The organism is Stenotrophomonas sp. SMYL20, from assembly GCF_036320045.1.
Classification (GTDB): domain Bacteria; phylum Pseudomonadota; class Gammaproteobacteria; order Xanthomonadales; family Xanthomonadaceae; genus Stenotrophomonas; species Stenotrophomonas maltophilia_A.
Map to the genome: position 1 here is coordinate 171,400 of NZ_JAWIRT010000005.1, position 17,809 is coordinate 189,208.

The window sequence follows — 17,809 nt, forward strand, 5'->3', positions numbered from 1 at the left end:
CCGGCGCCGGGCCGCAACCCTCCCGGCCCCCACACCCACCTTGGGGTGCCCGCCCCGCGCCCGCCACTACCGTCAGTCGACGTGGAAGGCGAGGGTGGCCGCCACGGCCTGCTGCCATCCCGCATACAGTTTCTCGCGCCGCGCCACCTCCATCTGTGGCTCGAAGCGCCGGTCCAGGCCCCATTGCGCGGCGATCTGTTCGCGGCTGGACCAGAACCCCACCGCCAGCCCGGCCAGGTAGGCCGCGCCCAGTGCGGTGGTTTCGGTCAGCCGCGGCCGCAGCAGTGGCACGCCAAGGATGTCGGCCTGGAATCCGGCCAGGAAGTCGTTGCCGATCGCACCGCCATCGGCGCGCAGCTCGGTCAGCGCGATGCCGGCATCGGACTGCATCGCATCGAGCACGTCGCGGGTCTGGTAGGCCATCGCCTCCAGCGCGGCACGCACGAAGTGCGCCTTACGAGTGCCACGGGTCAGGCCGAACATCGCGCCGCGCACATCACTGCGCCAATAGGGCGCACCGAGGCCGACAAATGCTGGTACCAGGTAAGCACCGCCACTGTCGGGCACCTGCGCGGCCAGCGCCTGGCTGTCGCTGGCGCGTTCGATCATGCGCAACCCATCGCGCAGCCACTGCACCACCGAGCCGGCGATGAAGATCGAGCCTTCCAGCGCATATTCCACGCGCCCGTCCAGGCCCCAGGCGATGGTGGTCAGCAGGCCATTGCGCGAACGCACCGCCTGCGCGCCGGTGTGCATCAGCATGAAGCAGCCGGTGCCATAGGTGTTCTTGACCATGCCCGGCTGGAAGCAGGCCTGGCCGAACAGCGCCGCCTGCTGGTCACCGGCGATGCCGGCGATCGGAATCGGGTGATCGAAGAAGAACTGCGGCCGGGTATGCGCGTACACCGCGCTGGAATCGCGCACCTGCGGCAGCATCGCGCGCGGGATGTCCAGCAGCGCCAGCAGGTCGTCATCCCAGTCCAGCGTGTGGATGTTGAACAGCAGCGTGCGCGCCGCGTTGCTGTAGTCGGTCACATGCGCCTGGCCACCACTGAGGTTCCAGACCAGCCAGCTGTCGATGGTGCCGAACAGCAGCTCGCCGCGCTCGGCACGCTGCTGCGCGCCCTCCACGTGGTCGAGGATCCAGCGCACCTTGGTGGCGGAGAAATAGGCATCGATCAGCAGGCCGGTGCGCTCGCGGATCAGCGCCTCATGCCCTTCGGATTTGAGCCGCTCGCAGATGGCGTGGCTCTGCCGCGACTGCCAGACGATGGCGTTGTGGATCGGCTGTCCGGTGGCACGGTCCCAGACCACGGTGGTTTCGCGCTGGTTGGTGATGCCCAGTGCGGCGATGTGGCGCGGGTCGATCTGCCCGCGGCTGAGCAGTTCGGTCAGCGTGGCATAGACGCTGGTGAGAATCTCGCGCGGGTCATGCTCGACCCAACCCGGCTGCGGGAAGATCTGCGCGAATTCGCGCTGCGCGCTGCCGACGATGTCGCCGGCGCGGTCGAACAGGATCGCGCGCGAACTGGTGGTGCCCTGGTCGATGGCCAGCACGTAGCGGGGCGTCATGCAGCGTCTCCGGTAGCGATGGTGTTGGTAGAGTCGAGCCTGCTCGACTGCTTTTCATGTCAGTCGAGCAAGCTCGACTCTACCGTCTATCGATCCACGCCTGCAGCCGCGCCACCTGCGCAGCATCCAGCCGCAACCCCAGCTTGCTCCGCCGCCACAGCACGTCCTCGGCGTCCCAGGCCCATTCGTGGTCGCGCAGGAAAGCCACTTCCCGCGCATGCAGGCCGCCGCCGAAGTCCTCTCCAAGATCGTCCATGCCCCGTGCACCCTGCAGAAGGGCGGCGCTGCGGCTGCCGTAGGCTTCGGCCCAACGCCGTGCGATCTCCACGGGCAACCACGGTGCCAGCGCCTGCAGGCGGGAGCGCGCCTGTGTGGCGTCACCCCAGTCGCTGCCCGGCAGCGGGTCTCCGCCTGCCGTCCAGGCCGGTCTCATCTGTGGCAGGGCAGGGCGCAGCAGGTTCAGCGCTTCCTCGGCCAGCACCCGGTAGGTGGTCAGCTTGCCGCCCAGCACATGCAGCGCTGGCGCCGGGTTGGACTGCAGCTGAAGGCGGTAGTCGCGGCTCAGCGTTGCCGCACGCGGGTCCGGGTCGGCCAGCAGGGGACGTACACCGGCGAACTGCCAGACCACGTCTTCCGGAGTGATCGGCTCACGCAGATAGCGGCTGGCGGCCGCGCACAGATAGCTCACCTCGGAAGGCAGCACGCTGCAGCGCGCCGGGTCACCGCGGTAGTCGGTGTCGGTGGTGCCAATCAGCAGATGATCGTGGGTGAACGGCAGCAGGAACACCACGCGGCCATCGGGCTGCTGCAGCAGGCAGGCACGGTCATCGGGCCAGGGGCGGCGCAGCACGATGTGGCTGCCCTGTACCAGCCGCAGCGCGGGGCCGCCGCTGCGGGCCTCCATCTGCTCCAGCAGGCCACCGGCCCATGGGCCAGCCGCATTGGCGACGGCGCGCGCGGTCACATGCTGCTGGCCATCGGCGGATTCCAGCACGGCCTGCCAACGGCCCTGCACAGGGCGCAGTTCGATGCAGCGGCTGCGCACATGTACCTGTGCGCCACGCGAGGCAGCATCCAGGGCATTGAGCAGTACCAGACGCGCGTCATCGACCTGCGCGTCGGCGTAGCTGAAGGCCTGCCGCAGATCCGGGGAGAGCCAGGGGCCGAGCGGATCATGCTGAAGGTCCAGGGCGCGCGAGGCGGGAAATGCCGGGCTGCGTGGGCCCAGGTGGTCGTACAGCCACAGTCCCACGCGCAGCATCCAGCGTGGGCGCAGGTGCGGTTCCCACGGCAGCACGAAACGCAGCGGGCGGACCAGATAGGGTGCCTGCCGGCGTACCACCTCGCGTTCGCCCAAGGCCTTGCGTACCAGACCGAACTCGCGCTGTTCCAGGTAGCGCAGGCCACCGTGGATCAGCTTGCTGCTGGCGCTGGAGGTATGCGCAGCGAGGTCGTGCTGCTCGCACAACAGCACGCGCAGGCCGCGGCCGCTGGCATCACGGGCGATGCCGGCACCGTTGATACCGCCACCGATCACCAGCAGGTCGACGTCGTGCATCGCGCCTCCGCATCCTGTGTGTGTAGAGTCGACTGTCAGTCGACTGCTGTTGCAAAAGTCGAGCAAGCTCGACTCTACGAAAGGCAGTCGAGCAAGCTCGACTCTACAGAACGCGGGTGACGGAAACGACGACGGGCCCCGAAGGGCCCGTCGCGTTACATCAGTGAAGCAGGTGCAGCCTGGATCAGAAGCGGGCGCCGATGCCGAAGCCGACGGTCCACGGATCCATCTTGGCTTCGCCGATCTTCTCGCCGCCAACCTTCACGTCCGGGCGGGCGCGCATGTAGCGGGCGTCAGCACGGGCGAACCAGGTGGAGTTGATGTTCATGTCCACGCCGACGGTGCCGATCACGCCCTTGGCATCCTTGAAGCGGATGTCGGTGTCAGCGCCGTTGCCCAGCTTCTCGTTGCTGAAGCTCGACTGGTAGTAGCCCACGCCCACGAACGGACGGAACACGTTGTCAGCCTGACCGAAGTGGTACTGGCCGCTCAGCGCGATCGGCTGCTGCTCGACCGAGCCCAGGCGGGCGTTGTTCGGGCCCTTGAACTTGTTGTCGAACTTGTCGGCAGCGCCCCACAGTTCAACGGCCCAGTTGTCGTTGATGTAGTAGCTGAAGCTGACGGTCGGCGCCGGGCCACCATCGGTCTTCTTGACGCCGGTGATCGGGTCGTTCTTCGGTTCCAGCAGCGAGATGCCGCCAACAACGGCAAAATGCTTGCCCGAAGCGGTGTCGGTGCTGCTGCTGTCCTGGGCGAAAGCGGCCGGCGCGAAGGCGGCGGAGGTCAGCAGGGCGAGACTCAGGATACGGATGGAGCGCATGGGGGTATCTCCTAATGTTTCTTGTTTTGGGCCCCCGGTTGCGGGGCGAGCACACCGTAGTCGCCCCAACATGAATCGAATCCGACGCACGTTAAAAAATAGTTTCCCTTGTTCAGCGACTGGAGCGAAAAGCCTGTTTTCATGGGCTTTTCGGCCTTCGGCGACATTCATGCAGTTGGAGAAGATGTGAGCGAAGCAACGGTGTGCATCGGCCTGCAAGCGCAGGTGAAGGCGGATTGCAGGGTGCTGCTGCTGGGTTCGATGCCCGGCGTTGCGTCATTGCAGGAGCAGCGCTACTACGCACATCCGCGCAATCGCTTCTGGCCTGTGCTGGCCGATATCTGTGGCTTCGATGTGGCCCTGGCGTACCCGCAACGGCTGCGCGCACTGCAGGCAGCCGGTGTGGGTCTGTGGGATGTGATCGGTCAGTGCGAGCGGCGTGGCAGCCTGGATGCCGACATCGTGCGTGGCACGGAAGTACCCAATGCGCTGCCGGCATTGATCGCTTCGCTTCCTGAGCTGGAGCTGATCGGCTGCAACGGTGCGGCATCGCTGAAGGCATTCCAGCGTTGGGTGCTGCCCGGCCTGGAGGCGCCGCCAAGGCTGCTGGCGCTGCCGTCCACCAGCCCGGCCAACGCGGCCTGGTCACTGCCGCGGCTGCGCCAGGCCTGGCAGCCGGTAGCCGACGCACTGGCGACATGAAGCGGACATCGTCCGGACAATACGCTACCGACTGGTCGCGGCCGCAACCCATGAGCAACAGCGTGTCCCGGCTGCGTGAGTACTGAAAACACCTGTAACGGTTGGCGCTGGCCCCCGCTGGCCGCACAATAGACGTTTCCCTACACCAGATTGCCGGAGTTATCCCCATGGCCGAAATCAAGGAAGCACTTGTCCCCGATATCGGTGACTACAGCGATATCCCGGTAATCGAGGTGCTTGTCGCCGTCGGCGACACGGTCAAGAAGGACCAGGGCCTGGTGACGCTGGAAAGCGACAAGGCGACCATGGAAGTGCCGTCGGCCGTCGCCGGCGTGGTCAAGGAGATCAAGGTCAAGGTCGGTGACACCCTGTCCGAGGGCAAGGTCGTGGCGCTGATCGAAGTGGCTGAAGGCGAGGCTGCCAAGCCGGCCGCTGCCGCCCCGGCACCGGCCAAGGCCGCAGCGCCGGCCGCTGCCACCCAGAGCACGCCGGCCCCGGCCGCAGCTGCGCCGGCCGCTCCGGCTGCCAGCGGTGGTGCGGTTGAAGCGCTGGTGCCGGATATCGGCGACTATTCCGGCATTCCGGTCATCGAAGTGCTGGTCGCCGTCGGCGACACGGTCAAGAAGGACCAGGGCCTGGTCACGCTGGAAAGCGACAAGGCCACCATGGAAGTGCCGTCGTCGGTGGCTGGCGTGGTCAAGGAACTGAAGGTCAAGGTCGGCGACACTCTGTCGCAGGGCAATGTGGTCGCCATCATCGAGGCCGAGGGCGCTGCCGCGCCGGCGCCGACCAAGGCAGCCGCTGCTGCCGCTCCGGCTGCCGCCGAGACCGCCACCAAGGTCGAGCCGGTCGCTGTGCCGGCGCAGCCGGACAAGCTGGCGGCCCGCGAGGTCGCCTCGGCCGGTACCCCGTCCAGCCCGCCGGTGCAGTTCAACGCCGATGGCGTGCTGCCGGCCAAGGTGCCGTATGCCACCCCGGCGGTGCGTGTGTTCGCCCGCGAACTGGGCGTGGACCTGCTGCAGATCAACGGCACCGAGAAGGGTGGCCGCATCACCAAGGGTGACGTGCAGAAGTTCGTCAAGGCCGCACTCAGCGGTGGCGTGCCGGCTGCCGGCGGTGCTGCTGTTGCTGCCGGTGGTGGCCTGAACCTGCTGCCGTGGCCGAAGGTCGACTTCAGCAAGTTCGGCGAGACCGAAGTCCAGCCGCTGTCGCGCATCAAGAAGATCTCGGGTGCGAACCTGGCCCGCAACTGGGCCATGATCCCGCACGTCACCCAGTTCGAACAGGCCGACATTACCGACCTGGAAGGCCTGCGCGTGGCGCTGAACAAGGAAAACGAGAAGGCCGGCATCAAGCTGACCATGCTCGCCTTCCTGATCAAGGCCAGCGCCGCGGCGCTGAAGAAGTTCCCGGAGTTCAACGCCTCGCTCGATGCCAGCGGTGAAAACCTGACCCTGAAGAAGTACTTCCACATCGGCTTTGCCGCCGACACGCCGAACGGCCTGGTCGTGCCGGTCATTCGCGACGTGGACAAGAAGGGCGTGGTGCAGATCGCGCAGGAAACCGGCGAACTGGCCAAGAAGGCGCGCGACGGCAAGCTCGGCCCGGCCGACATGAGTGGCGGCTGCTTCTCGATCAGCTCGCTGGGCGGCATCGGCGGCACCGCGTTCACCCCGATCGTCAATGCACCGGAAGTGGCCATCCTCGGCGTCTCCAAGTCGTCCATCCAGCCGGTCTGGAACGGCAAGGAGTTCGCACCGAAGCTGATGCTGCCGCTGTCGCTGAGCTACGACCACCGCGTCATCGACGGCGCACTGGCCGCACGCTTCACCACGTACCTGTCGCAGGTACTGGCCGACATGCGCCGCGTGCTGCTGTAAGGCACCGCTTCGCCCCCACCGTGCGGCCGCCGCCCCTGGCGCGGCCGTGTGAACAGATGCAGTGACAGCCCGCCGGCACCGTCGCGCGGGCACGAGGAAAACCCACCATGGCCACGATTGAAGTCAAGGTTCCCGACATCGGCGATTACAGCGATGTGCCGGTGATCGAAGTGTTGGTCGCCGTCGGCGACACGGTGAAGAAGGATCAGGGTCTGGTGACCCTGGAATCGGACAAGGCCACCCTGGAAGTGCCGTCCTCGGCTGCCGGCGTGGTCAAGGAAATCAAGGTCAAGCTGGGCGACACCCTGTCCGAAGGCGCCGTGGTCGTGGTGCTGGACGCCGAAGGTGCCGCTGAAGTCCCGGCCAAGGCCGCCGCGCCGGCCCCGGCAGCGGCCGCTCCGGCCAGCAAGCCGCCGGTGACCCCGTCGCACCGCGCCCCGGCTGAACCGGCTGCGCCGAAGCCGGCGCTGTCCAGCGGCAAGCCAGCCGACATCGAATGCGAAATGGTCGTGCTGGGCTCCGGCCCGGGCGGCTACACCGCCGCTTTCCGCGCTGCCGACGTCGGCCTGGATACGGTGCTGGTCGAGCGTTACGCCAGCCTCGGTGGCGTCTGCCTCAACGTGGGCTGCATTCCGTCCAAGGCGCTGCTGCACGCTGCAGCGGTCATCGACGAAGTGGCCCACGCCGGTGATTTCGGCGTCGAGTTCGGCAAGCCGACCATCACCCTGGACAAGCTGCGCGAGTACAAGGAAAAGGTCGTCAACCAGCTGACCAAGGGCCTGGCCGGCATGGCCAAGCAGCGCAAGGTCCGCAGCGTGCAGGGCGTCGGCAAATTCGTTTCGGCCAACGAGCTGGAAATCACCGCCGCTGATGGTAGCACCCAGCTGCTGCGCTTCCAGAAGTGCATCATCGCCGCCGGTTCGCAGGCGGTGAAGCTGCCGAACTTCCCGTGGGACGACAAGCGCGTGATGGATTCCACCGACGCGCTGGAGCTGGCCGAAGTGCCGGGCTCGCTGCTGGTTGTCGGTGGCGGCATCATCGGTCTGGAAATGGCTACCGTGTACGGTGCGCTGGGCAGCAAGGTGACCGTGGTCGAGTTCATGGACCAGCTGATGCCGGGCGCCGACAAGGACCTGGTCAAGCCGCTGGCTGACCGCCTGAAGAAGCAGGGCATCGAAGTGCACCTGAAGACCAAGGCCTCGGGCGTCACCGCCGACGCCAAGGGCATCACCGTCACCTTCGAAGCGGCCGAGGAAGGCCAAGCGCCTGCGCTGGCGCAGGGCACCTTCGATCGCGTGCTGGTGGCCGTGGGTCGCTCGCCGAACGGCAAGAAGATCGATGCCGAGAAGGCCGGCGTGCAGGTCACCGACCGCGGCTTCATTCCGGTCGACCGCCAGATGCGCACCAACGTGCCGCACATCTTTGCCATCGGCGACATCGTCGGCAACCCGATGCTGGCCCATAAGGCCACGCACGAGGGCAAGCTGGCTGCCGAAGTGGCTGCCGGCCACAAGAAGGAATGGGTCGCCCGCGTGATTCCGTCGGTGGCCTACACCAACCCGGAAATCGCCTGGGTCGGCGTGACCGAGACCGAAGCCAAGGCCAAGGGCCTGAAGGTCGGCGTGGCCAAGTTCCCGTGGGCCGCCAGTGGCCGCGCGATCGGCATCGGCCGCACCGAGGGCTTCACCAAGCTGATCTTCGACGAAGAGACCCACCGCATCATCGGTGGTGCCATCGTTGGCGTGCATGCCGGTGACCTGCTGGCCGAGATCGGCCTGGCAATCGAGATGGGTGCGGAGGCGGAAGACATCGGCCACACCATCCATGCCCACCCGACGCTGAGCGAGTCGGTGGCGATGGCCTCGGAAATCTACGACGGCACGATCACCGATCTGTACATGCCGAAGAAGAAGTAAGGCACTTGGCCCTGGTGGCGCCGGGCCATGCCCGGCGGACTTGCCACGTAAAACGGAAAACCCGGCGAGAGTCGGGTTTTTTCTTGCCCGCCATCGTCGTCTGACCACTTCGATTCTGTCGTACTTGGCCTGAAGCGGCCTGTGGCGACCCTTGCACCCGGCGCGCGGTAGCGAGTTCCTTTTGGAGCCCGTCCGTGGCTCTCAATGCGCAGAAAGGGGTATCGCACTGCCAATCGCGGTGATGGATGTCGTGTACGGCCTCTGGCGCGTCTCGGTATCGCTTGCGGGCGCTTCGGATGGAGCGGCGAACCTCATCGTGGTGAAAGGTTGCTGTTTGATATGGCCGGAAATCAGGAACTATCTTCACCCGCCCAATCATCGGCCAACCGGGGCGACCCCAACCATGACGCATCCGCAATCTCCTCAGACCGGGGAGCTGATTGAAACGTTTAGATACAGCAAGTGGCCGCTTGTACTGATGTACGCATTGGCAGGGGTATTTTTCCTGGCAGCTGCATTCCTGCTCGTACTGAAGAATCACGTACCGGTCGATGGCTACAGGACCATCCACATGGGCGTGGCACTTGTGCTGGTGTGCGGACTGGCCGTTCTGGGGCTGACGGTATGGCAGGGAACGCTGCGCAAGGCGCGGTATGAAGTCTATGAGCGCGGGATCACCGAGGTTGTCGGCAGGAAGCGCACCTATATCGCGTTCGCTGAGATGCAGGACCTCTACCTGTTTGGTACAGGCAAGCTGGGAGCGGCGGGGTTTCTTACCGATGTCGCCTACCGCCTCGCACCAACGACCGCCTTCCACTGGGCAAACCAACATCTTGGGCGGCATCTCGAATTCATGCAGCTGGTCTGCCAGCTGCACGTGCGGGAACGCCTCCCGGTGATGATCACGGCATTGAGCTCGAACTCAGTGGTTACCTTCAACTACGTCTCCAGCGCACAGGTCTGGAAAAAGCGCATCCTGGGGAAATACCTTGATGTCACAACCCAGTCCATCCTGTTGACCCGCAACCACATCGAGGTGGGTGGGCGCCGCATTCCAACGGCAACGCTGGCCCAGGTCGATATCAACCAGTGGAGCGAGCGCATCACGATCAAGGATGCATCAGGTGCCGTGGCGCTTTCCACGATAGCGAGCGGGATCTTCAGTCTGGATCTCTTCCTGGAAACGTTGGCCTGGATCCTTCGAGATGAAAATCGCGCCTGACTGAACGGGCAACAAAAAGCGCGGCCCCGATGTTCCGGAGGCCGCGCCAGGAGAGAGTGTGCCGTGGAAGGGGCGGGGGATCAGAACACGAAGCTGACGCCGGCCACCGGGCCCTTGAATTCCTGCTTCAGGCCGATGGTGCCGTCGCTGCCCTTCTTGTCCGCGTCGAGCTTGAACCAGTCGTAGCCAGCGAACACACCGAAGTTCTTCGTGAAGCGGTAATCGACGATGGCGTTGGCGCGGCTCAGGTCGCCCTTGTAGTCATCGAAGCTGCCCCAGCGCGTGTTGAGATACTGGCCCTGCAGCGTGATCATCCACTTTTCCGACGGGGTGAAGCTCAGGCGCGCACCGACCACCGGCGCCACGCCGTCCGTCTTCTCATTGAGGAACTGGCCTTCGTAGACGGTGCCCAGATCGGCGTAGGCCTTGGTGCTGACCTTGGCGTACTCGGCACCCAGCTGCAGGCCGAGGTCGAAGGTATCGGTGTCCACCACCGAGTAGTCATAGACCAGGCTGGCGACCTGGTATTTCAGTTCGCCCTTGACGAAGCTGCCGGACGGCACGTTGACGTCACCGAAGGAGATGTCCTGGCCAAGGGTCTCGCGGCGGTCCTTGTCGTACTTGAAGTAGTTGAACAGCAGGCGCTGGCGGTTGCTGATGCGGAACATGCCATCGATGCGTGGCTCCCATTCCTTGCCACCCAGCTTGAAGTCCTCGGAGAAGCCGATGTCCTGGCCGGCGACGTTGGTCTTGCCGCGAAGGGTGTTGTCCGAGTCGATGTTCATCGCACCCAGGCGCAGGGCGAAGCGGTCGTCGCCTTCAGCGGCGTGGGCGGCAGTGGCGAACGAAGCGCCGGCGGCGAGCAGGGAGAGGGCGAGCAGGGTGGGTACGGGGCGCATCGAAGAGTCCTTGCAGTGGTTCATCAGAATGAAGACCACTGTGCCGGACAGGCCCGTCCACCATCCGTGAACGTATGGTCCACGAAGTGTGCACGGTTCAGCGCTGTCGCGACGATGCAAAAAGATGGCCCCGGAGCCGGGCTTCGGGGCCATCGTGGGACCTGCGGGGCGGAGCGTCGACGAGGTTGCTGCAGGCAGGTCGAAAGATCGGACCGGCGCATTCGGCGAAAGTTCCGCCGCCTGCGACCAAAGTTCAATACTGCGCTGCAACATCATACGGACGTCATTGTCCCTTGAGTGGCACGCAAAAATGTAACCGTTACCGCAACTTGCGGCCTCCCGGGATGAACAGGGGGCGGTTGTCTCGCAAATTGTCCCATTGCTATAATTTGGCGGCTCGATGAGGCCCCCCTGCTGTAGTCGCCTCAGCCCTCCACTTGCAACCACGCGGGACGTCCTGTGCTGAACTCCGTTGATGCGGGTCGGCGACTGATGCTGCGCGCCGCGGTCTACCCGCTGGCCGCAGTGGCTGTCCTGGCCCTGGCCTTCCTGCTGGTAGGTCCGAAATATGCCCTCGGCGCGCTGGCGTCCGGTGTGGCCATTTCGGCCGGTGGCTGGGTGGCGGCACGGATGGCACTGGGCGGTGGGGCACTGGCCGCAGGTTCGGCGATGGCTCGCCTGATCATTGCGATCGTGGCCAAGTGGGTGGTGGTTTTCGGCGTCCTGCTGGTGGGGTTCCTGGTCTTCAAGCTGCCTGCATTGGCGCTGTTGGCTGGTATCGCCGTCGGCTTGATGTTCCAGGTCCTGGCGATGGCCAGGCGTTGACAGAATTCAATTAACTGAAGGTTCCGGACACATGGCGGGCGAGGCTCTAACCCCTACCAGCTACATCCAGCATCACCTGCACAACCTGACCGCGCCGGTCGGCAAGGGTGAGGGTATGTTCTGGCATATCCACGTCGATACCTTCCTCACCGCGGTCCTGATGGGCCTGGTGATCGTTGTCGCGTTCTGGCTGGGCACCCGCAAGGCCACCGCCGGCGTGCCGGGCAAGTGGCAGGCCTTCGTCGAGATCTGCCTGGAGTTCGTCGACCGCCAGGCCAAGGACACCTACCACGGCAAGAGCAAGCTGGTCACGCCGATCGCCATCACGATCTTCTTCTGGATCCTGTTGATGAATCTGCTGAAGATGATCCCGGCCGATTTCATCGCCAAGCCGCTGGAATGGGTGGGCGTGCACTACTGGAAGCCGGTCCCGACCGCTGACGTCAATGCCACCCTGGGCATGGCCATCAGCGTGTTCTTCCTGATGCTGTTCTTCGCGCTCAAGTCCAAGGGCCTGGGCGGCTTCATCAAGGAATTCCTGACGGCGCCGTTCGGCAAGTGGATGATGCCGTTCAACCTGATCCTCAACATCGTCGAGTGGCTGAGCAAGCCGATCTCGCTGGCGATGCGACTGTTCGGCAACATGTTCGGCGGCGAAATCGTGTTCCTGCTGATCTGGGTGCTGGGTGGTGCCGGTTTCTTCGGTGCCATTGCCGGTGGTGTGTTCGGCCTCGGCTGGATGCTGTTCCACCTGCTGGTGATCCCGCTGCAGGCCTTCATCTTCATGATGCTGTCGATCGTGTACCTGAGCCTGTCGGAAGACGCTCACTGAGTTTCAAGCTTCAACGCGTTTCAACCTTCATCCGTTTCATCACCCTTAGCAACTTAAGTTCCTGGAGATAACCATGTACTTCGCCGTCCTGACCAACTTCGCGCAGATTCAGAGCTCCACCGCCCTTGCCGTCGGCATCATGATCGGCCTGGCCGCGCTGGGCGCCGGTCTGGGTCTGGCCATCATGGCTGGTAAGTTCCTGGAGTCGGCCGCCCGCCAGCCGGAACTGATCCCGGTCCTGCAGGTCCGCATGTTCATCACCGCCGGCCTGATCGACGCCGCGTTCATCATCTCGGTCGCCGTCGGCCTGCTGCTGGCCTTCGCCAACCCGCTGTCGGCTGCCTTTGCTGGCGCCGTCACCAAGGCTCTGGCCGGCTGATACAGCGGTTTGAGACGACCGGGTGCTGATGCACCCGGTTTCGGATGAAGGCCGGATGCGCCGCTACGGCGGCGCGTCCACCCCGAAACCAGCGATCGAGCTAACCATGAATATCAATTTCACCCTTCTTGCGCAGGCGCTGGCCTTCGCTGGTCTGATCTGGATCATCGCGACCAAGATCTGGCCGCCGCTGATGAACGCGATCGAAGAGCGCCAGCAGAAGATTGCTGAAGGCCTCGCTGCTGCCGACCGCAGCCAGAAAGATCTGGCCCAGGCGCAGGAGAAGGTCAACGAAGCGCTGAAGGAAGCACGTACCAAGGCCAACGAGATCATCGATCAGGCCCACGCACGTGCCAACCAGATCGTTGATGCTGCCCGTAACGAAGCGATCACCGAAGCCACCCGTCAGAAGGAACTGGCCCAGGCTGAAATCGACGCCGCCGCCAACCGTGCCCGTGAAGATCTGCGCAAGCAGGTGTCCGCGCTGGCCGTGACCGGTGCCGAAAAGCTGCTCAAGCGCGAAATCGACGCCAACGCCCACAAGGCGCTGCTCGACGAGCTGGCCTCGGAGATCTAAGGATGAGCCAGGCCCTCACGCTTGCCCGCCCGTACGCCCGCGCCGCGTTCGCGACCGCGCGCGACGAAGGCGCGTTCGCGCCGTGGTCGGACGCCCTGGCGTTCTCCGCCCACGTCGCCGCCGATCCGCGCGTGGCGGCCCTGCTCGCCAACCCGGAGCTGGGTCGTGACGACGCCGTCGCCCTGCTGGCGCCGGTGTCCCACGGCGAGACCTACTCGCGCTTCCTGGCCATCCTGGCCGAATCGCATCGTCTGCCGCTGCTGCCGGAAATCTCCGGCATGTTCGACGCCCTGCGCGCCGAAGCCGAGCACGTGGTCAAGGCCACGGTGACCTCGGCTTCCGAGCTGTCGGCCGGAGAGCTGGACGCGATCAAGGTTGCGCTGCGCAAGCGCTTCAACCGCGAGGTCGACGTGACCACCGCGGTCGATGCTTCGCTGATCGGCGGCGCCGTGATCGACGCCGGCGACGTGGTCATCGATGGTTCGCTGAAGGGCAAGCTGGCCCGTCTGCAGACCGCGCTCGCTAACTGAATTCATTTAACGTCCGGCCCCGCTGCCGGCACTAGGACTTGACGATGGCAACCACGCTCAACCCCTCCGAAATCAGCGAACTGATCAAGAACCGCATCGAGAAGGTCAAGCTGGCCGCGGAATCGCGCAACGAAGGCACCGTGACCAGCGTGTCCGACGGCATCGTGCGCATCTTCGGTCTGGCCGACGTGATGCAGGGCGAAATGATCGAACTGCCGAACAACACCTTCGCCCTGGCCCTGAACCTGGAGCGCGACTCGGTCGGCGCCGTGGTCCTGGGTGACTACGAAAACCTGCGCGAAGGCGACGTCGCCAAGACCACCGGCCGCATCCTGGAAGTGCCGGTCGGTCCGGAACTGCTGGGCCGCGTCGTGAACGCGCTGGGCGAGCCGATCGACGGCAAGGGCCCGCTGGGCACCGACCTGACCGCTCCGGTGGAGCGCGTTGCTCCGGGCGTGATCTGGCGCAAGTCGGTCGACCAGCCGGTGCAGACCGGTTACAAGTCGGTCGACTCGATGATCCCGATCGGCCGTGGCCAGCGCGAGCTGATCATCGGTGACCGCCAGACCGGCAAGACCGCGATGGCGATCGATGCGGTGATCAACCAGAAGGGCACCGGCATCAAGTGCGTGTACGTTGCGATCGGCCAGAAGGCTTCGACCATCGCCAACATCGTGCGCAAGCTGGAAGAGAACGGCGCGCTGGCCCACACCATCGTGGTGGCCGCGACTGCTTCCGAATCGGCTGCCATGCAGTACATCAGCGCCTACTCGGGCTGCACCATGGGTGAGTACTTCATGGACCGCGGCGAAGACGCGCTGATCGTGTACGACGATCTGTCCAAGCAGGCCGTCGCCTACCGCCAGATCTCGCTGCTGCTGAAGCGCCCGCCGGGCCGTGAAGCCTACCCGGGTGACGTGTTCTACCTGCACTCCCGTCTGCTCGAGCGCGCAGCCCGCGTGTCCGAGGAATACGTCGAGAAGTTCACCGAAGGCAAGGTCACCGGCAAGACCGGTTCGCTGACCGCGCTGCCGATCATCGAAACCCAGGCCGGCGACGTGTCCGCCTTCGTTCCGACCAACGTGATCTCGATCACCGACGGCCAGATCTTCCTGGAAACCGACCTGTTCAACGCCGGCATCCGCCCGGCCGTGAACGCCGGTATCTCGGTGTCGCGCGTCGGTGGCTCGGCCCAGACCAAGATCATCAAGAAGCTGTCGGGCGGCATCCGTATCTCGCTGGCCCAGTACCGCGAGCTGGCTGCGTTCGCGCAGTTCGCCTCGGACCTGGACGAAGCCACCCGCAAGCAGCTGGAGCGTGGCCAGCGCGTCACCGAGCTGATGAAGCAGAAGCAGTACGCGCCGATGTCGATCGCCAACCAGGCGCTGTCGATCTACGCCGTCAACGAGGGTTACCTCGACGACGTGCCGGTCAACAAGCTGCTGGCGTTCGAAGAAGGCCTGCACGCCCACTTCGCCAACACCCAGGGCGAGCTGATCAGCAAGGTCAACGCCACCGGCGGTTGGGACAACGACATCGAAGGTGCCTTCAAGAAGGGCATCGCCGAGTTCAAGACCACCGGCAGCTGGTAATCGCGGTCCTGTAGAGCGGAGCCTCTGGCTCCGCTGGACCAGATGACAAACGGTTGAACAACGCGGGGCAGCAGCCCCGCGCCACGGGAAACAAGAGATGGCAAGCGGACGCGAAATCAAAACCAAGATCAAGAGCGTGCAGAACACCCGCAAGGTGACGCGCGCCCTGGAAATGGTCTCGGCCTCCAAGATCCGCAAGGCGCAGGATCGGATGAAGACCTCGCGTCCGTACGCGCAGGCGATGAAGCAGGTGATCGGTCACCTGGCCCAGGCCAGCACCGACTACCAGCATCCGTTCCTGGTCGAGCGCGAGCAGGTCAAGCGGGTCGGCTTCATCGTGATCTCCTCCGATCGCGGCCTGGCCGGCGGCCTGAACAACAACCTGTTCCGCAGGATGCTGGGCGAAGCCAAGGCATGGCAGGACAAGGGCGCGGAAGTGGACCTGGTGACCATCGGCCAGAAGGCATCGACCTTCTTCCGCCGCGTGAAGGTCAACATGGTCGGCAGCGTGACCCACATCGGCGACGTGCCGAAGCTGGAATCGCTGATCGGTGTGATCAAGGTCATGCTCGACGCCTTCACCGAAGGCAAGGTCGACCGCGTGTACCTGGTCTACAACCGCTTCGTGAACACCATGACGCAGAAGGCCAGCTTCGATCAGCTGCTGCCGCTGCCGCCGGCTGAGAAGCAGGTCGCTCACCACGACTGGGATTACCTGTACGAACCCGATGCCGCGACCGTGCTGGAGCACGTGATGACGCGTTACATCGAGTCGCTGGTGTACCAGGCGCTGCTGGAAAACGTTGCCTCCGAACATGCCGCACGCATGGTCGCGATGAAGGCGGCGAGCGACAACGCCAACAAGCTGATCGGTGAGCTGCAGCTGGTCTACAACAAGGCACGCCAGGCAGCGATCACCCAGGAAATCTCCGAAATCGTCGGCGGCGCGGCAGCAGTCTGACCGCGTTCGTTCAAAGCACACATTTAGAGGATGCAGCAATGAGTCAGGGCAAGATCGTTCAGATCATCGGCGCGGTCGTCGACGTCGAATTCCCGCGTGAGTCGGTGCCGAAGGTGTACGACGCACTGAAGGTCGACAACACCGAAATCACCCTCGAAGTCCAGCAGCAGCTGGGCGACGGCGTGGTGCGTACCATCGCCCTCGGTTCCACCGACGGCCTGAAGCGCAACCTGGTCGCCACCAACACCGACCGCGGCATCTCCGTGCCGGTCGGCGCTGGCACCCTGGGCCGCATCATGGACGTGCTCGGCCGTCCGATCGACGAAGCCGGCCCGGTGGCCGCCAGCGACAGCTGGGAAATCCACCGTGCGGCCCCGTCGTACGAAGACCAGTCCCCGGCTACCGAGCTGCTGGAAACCGGCATCAAGGTCATCGACCTGATGTGCCCGTTCGCCAAGGGCGGCAAGGTCGGCCTGTTCGGCGGCGCCGGCGTCGGCAAGACCGTCAACATGATGGAACTGATCAACAACATCGCCAAGGCGCACAGCGGTCTGTCCGTGTTCGCCGGCGTGGGTGAGCGTACCCGTGAGGGCAACGACTTCTACCACGAAATGAAGGACTCCAACGTCCTCGACAAGGTGGCGATGGTGTACGGCCAGATGAACGAGCCGCCGGGCAACCGTCTGCGCGTCGCCCTGACCGGCCTGACCATGGCCGAGTACTTCCGCGACGAGAAGGACGAGAACGGCAAGGGCAAGGACGTCCTGCTGTTCGTCGACAACATCTACCGCTACACCCTGGCCGGTACCGAAGTGTCGGCACTGCTGGGCCGCATGCCGTCCGCCGTGGGTTACCAGCCGACCCTGGCCGAGGAAATGGGCGTCCTGCAGGAGCGCATCACCTCGACCAAGAACGGTTCGATCACCTCGATCCAGGCCGTCTACGTTCCCGCGGACGACCTGACCGACCCGTCGCCGGCGACCACCTTCGCCCACCTGGACTCGACCGTCACCCTGTCGCGTTCGATCGCCTCGCTGGGTATCTACCCGGCCGTCGATCCGCTGGATTCCACCAGCCGCCAGATGGACCCGCTGGTCATCGGCCACGAGCACTACGACACCGCCCAGCGCGTCCAGCAGACCCTGCAGAAGTACAAGGAACTGAAGGACATCATCGCGATCCTGGGCATGGACGAGCTGTCCGAAGAGGACAAGCAGGCCGTGTCGCGCGCCCGTAAGATCGAGCGCTTCTTCAGCCAGCCGTTCCACGTGGCCGAAGTGTTCACCGGTTCGCCGGGCAAGTACGTGCCGCTGAAGGACACCATCCGTGGCTTCAAGGCCATCGTCGATGGCGAGTACGACCACCTGCCGGAGCAGGCGTTCTACATGGTCGGCGGCATCGAAGAAGCGGTCGAGAAGGCCAAGAAGATGGCCGAGAAGGCCTGATCCGGGACGGGCGGGAGCGATCCTGCCCGACCTGACGCCGGCGCCGGGCAACCGCCCGCGCCGGTGGACTCCCACGGTGGCATTGCGCCGCCGCGAACA

General features: G+C 64.9%; 16 protein-coding genes. 12 read left to right on the forward strand and 4 right to left on the reverse strand.

The genetic code is table 11. The features are described from left to right. Positions 1 to 72: 72 nt before the first annotated feature. The 3 genes from glpK to V3B48_RS05695 form a co-directional block, all read right to left on the reverse strand. Positions 73 to 1,572: a glycerol kinase GlpK gene (gene glpK, locus V3B48_RS05685; protein WP_132810822.1), complete on the reverse strand. Its 1,500-nt coding sequence runs from the start codon at positions 1,570 to 1,572 to the stop codon at positions 73 to 75. A 79-nt stretch (positions 1,573 to 1,651) separates the two neighbouring features. Continuing rightward, positions 1,652 to 3,130, reverse strand: a complete 1,479-nt coding sequence (gene glpD, locus V3B48_RS05690) for a glycerol-3-phosphate dehydrogenase (RefSeq protein ID WP_329893368.1) — start codon at positions 3,128 to 3,130, stop codon at positions 1,652 to 1,654. Between the two features lie 184 nt (positions 3,131 to 3,314). Further along, positions 3,315 to 3,950 (reverse strand): OmpW family outer membrane protein, encoded by a 636-nt coding sequence (locus V3B48_RS05695; protein ID WP_032129052.1) that lies wholly within the window; start codon positions 3,948 to 3,950, stop codon positions 3,315 to 3,317. 186 nt (positions 3,951 to 4,136) lie between these two features. Here V3B48_RS05695 and V3B48_RS05700 point away from each other — a divergent pair, with 186 nt between their 5' ends. The 4 genes from V3B48_RS05700 (at position 4,137) to V3B48_RS05715 (ending at position 9,670) form a co-directional block, all read left to right on the forward strand. Beyond that, on the forward strand, positions 4,137 to 4,652 hold the full coding sequence (locus V3B48_RS05700) for a DNA-deoxyinosine glycosylase (RefSeq protein ID WP_049460894.1): 516 nt from the start codon (positions 4,137 to 4,139) through the stop codon (positions 4,650 to 4,652). A 167-nt stretch (positions 4,653 to 4,819) separates the two neighbouring features. Continuing rightward, positions 4,820 to 6,532, forward strand: coding sequence for a dihydrolipoyllysine-residue acetyltransferase (gene aceF, locus V3B48_RS05705; protein ID WP_049399181.1), 1,713 nt, complete (start codon positions 4,820 to 4,822; stop codon positions 6,530 to 6,532). 107 nt (positions 6,533 to 6,639) lie between these two features. Further along, complete coding sequence (gene lpdA / locus V3B48_RS05710; RefSeq protein WP_329893369.1) at positions 6,640 to 8,448, forward strand: dihydrolipoyl dehydrogenase; 1,809 nt, start codon at positions 6,640 to 6,642, stop codon at positions 8,446 to 8,448. Between the two features lie 241 nt (positions 8,449 to 8,689). Continuing rightward, entirely contained in the window at positions 8,690 to 9,670 is a 981-nt protein-coding gene (locus V3B48_RS05715; protein WP_329893370.1) for a hypothetical protein, read from the forward strand. Positions 9,671 to 9,750: 80 nt separating this feature from the next. Here the strand turns inward: V3B48_RS05715 and V3B48_RS05720 are convergent, their stop codons facing one another. Further along, positions 9,751 to 10,569 carry a hypothetical protein gene (locus tag V3B48_RS05720; protein WP_010481314.1) on the reverse strand — a complete coding sequence of 273 codons (819 nt, stop codon included), beginning with the start codon at positions 10,567 to 10,569 and terminating at the stop codon, positions 9,751 to 9,753. Between the two features lie 459 nt (positions 10,570 to 11,028). Here V3B48_RS05720 and V3B48_RS05725 point away from each other — a divergent pair, with 459 nt between their 5' ends. The 8 genes from V3B48_RS05725 (at position 11,029) to atpD (ending at position 17,710) form a co-directional block, all read left to right on the forward strand. Next, a complete protein-coding gene (locus tag V3B48_RS05725) occupies positions 11,029 to 11,394 on the forward strand; it encodes a hypothetical protein (protein ID WP_006394654.1) in 366 nt (121 codons plus the stop codon). 31 nt (positions 11,395 to 11,425) lie between these two features. Beyond that, positions 11,426 to 12,226 (forward strand): F0F1 ATP synthase subunit A, encoded by an 801-nt coding sequence (gene atpB / locus V3B48_RS05730; protein WP_010481316.1) that lies wholly within the window; start codon positions 11,426 to 11,428, stop codon positions 12,224 to 12,226. Between the two features lie 73 nt (positions 12,227 to 12,299). Then, positions 12,300 to 12,605 (forward strand): F0F1 ATP synthase subunit C, encoded by a 306-nt coding sequence (atpE, locus tag V3B48_RS05735; protein WP_005411133.1) that lies wholly within the window; start codon positions 12,300 to 12,302, stop codon positions 12,603 to 12,605. Between the two features lie 106 nt (positions 12,606 to 12,711). Continuing rightward, entirely contained in the window at positions 12,712 to 13,182 is a 471-nt protein-coding gene (locus V3B48_RS05740; protein WP_005419512.1) for a F0F1 ATP synthase subunit B, read from the forward strand. A 2-nt stretch (positions 13,183 to 13,184) separates the two neighbouring features. Continuing rightward, positions 13,185 to 13,712 (forward strand): F0F1 ATP synthase subunit delta, encoded by a 528-nt coding sequence (locus V3B48_RS05745; protein WP_032129048.1) that lies wholly within the window; start codon positions 13,185 to 13,187, stop codon positions 13,710 to 13,712. A gap of 44 nt (positions 13,713 to 13,756) precedes the next feature. Further along, positions 13,757 to 15,304 (forward strand): F0F1 ATP synthase subunit alpha, encoded by a 1,548-nt coding sequence (gene atpA / locus V3B48_RS05750; RefSeq protein ID WP_014038567.1) that lies wholly within the window; start codon positions 13,757 to 13,759, stop codon positions 15,302 to 15,304. Positions 15,305 to 15,401: 97 nt separating this feature from the next. Further along, the gene (atpG, locus tag V3B48_RS05755; protein WP_032129046.1) at positions 15,402 to 16,265 is read left to right on the forward strand and encodes a F0F1 ATP synthase subunit gamma; all 864 of its coding nucleotides are present in this window, start codon (positions 15,402 to 15,404) and stop codon (positions 16,263 to 16,265) included. Positions 16,266 to 16,303: 38 nt separating this feature from the next. Beyond that, the gene (atpD, locus tag V3B48_RS05760) at positions 16,304 to 17,710 is read left to right on the forward strand and encodes a F0F1 ATP synthase subunit beta (protein ID WP_032129045.1); all 1,407 of its coding nucleotides are present in this window, start codon (positions 16,304 to 16,306) and stop codon (positions 17,708 to 17,710) included. The last annotated feature ends 99 nt before the right edge of the window (positions 17,711 to 17,809 follow it).

What these genes read in the sequence shown, in the direction of transcription:
- atpE (WP_005411133.1), top strand. Translation starts at nt 12,300, where the DNA reads ATGTACTTCGCCGTCCTGACCAACTTCGCGCAGATTCAGAGCTCCACC.
- V3B48_RS05695 (WP_032129052.1), bottom strand. Translation starts at nt 3,950, where the DNA reads ATGCGCTCCATCCGTATCCTGAGTCTCGCCCTGCTGACCTCCGCCGCC.
- V3B48_RS05745 (WP_032129048.1), top strand. Translation starts at nt 13,185, where the DNA reads ATGAGCCAGGCCCTCACGCTTGCCCGCCCGTACGCCCGCGCCGCGTTC.
- V3B48_RS05740 (WP_005419512.1), top strand. Translation starts at nt 12,712, where the DNA reads ATGAATATCAATTTCACCCTTCTTGCGCAGGCGCTGGCCTTCGCTGGT.
- glpD (WP_329893368.1), bottom strand. Translation starts at nt 3,130, where the DNA reads ATGCACGACGTCGACCTGCTGGTGATCGGTGGCGGTATCAACGGTGCC.
- atpD (WP_032129045.1), top strand. Translation starts at nt 16,304, where the DNA reads ATGAGTCAGGGCAAGATCGTTCAGATCATCGGCGCGGTCGTCGACGTC.
- atpA (WP_014038567.1), top strand. Translation starts at nt 13,757, where the DNA reads ATGGCAACCACGCTCAACCCCTCCGAAATCAGCGAACTGATCAAGAAC.
- atpB (WP_010481316.1), top strand. Translation starts at nt 11,426, where the DNA reads ATGGCGGGCGAGGCTCTAACCCCTACCAGCTACATCCAGCATCACCTG.
- lpdA (WP_329893369.1), top strand. Translation starts at nt 6,640, where the DNA reads ATGGCCACGATTGAAGTCAAGGTTCCCGACATCGGCGATTACAGCGAT.
- V3B48_RS05715 (WP_329893370.1), top strand. Translation starts at nt 8,690, where the DNA reads ATGGATGTCGTGTACGGCCTCTGGCGCGTCTCGGTATCGCTTGCGGGC.
- V3B48_RS05720 (WP_010481314.1), bottom strand. Translation starts at nt 10,569, where the DNA reads ATGCGCCCCGTACCCACCCTGCTCGCCCTCTCCCTGCTCGCCGCCGGC.
- aceF (WP_049399181.1), top strand. Translation starts at nt 4,820, where the DNA reads ATGGCCGAAATCAAGGAAGCACTTGTCCCCGATATCGGTGACTACAGC.
- glpK (WP_132810822.1), bottom strand. Translation starts at nt 1,572, where the DNA reads ATGACGCCCCGCTACGTGCTGGCCATCGACCAGGGCACCACCAGTTCG.
- atpG (WP_032129046.1), top strand. Translation starts at nt 15,402, where the DNA reads ATGGCAAGCGGACGCGAAATCAAAACCAAGATCAAGAGCGTGCAGAAC.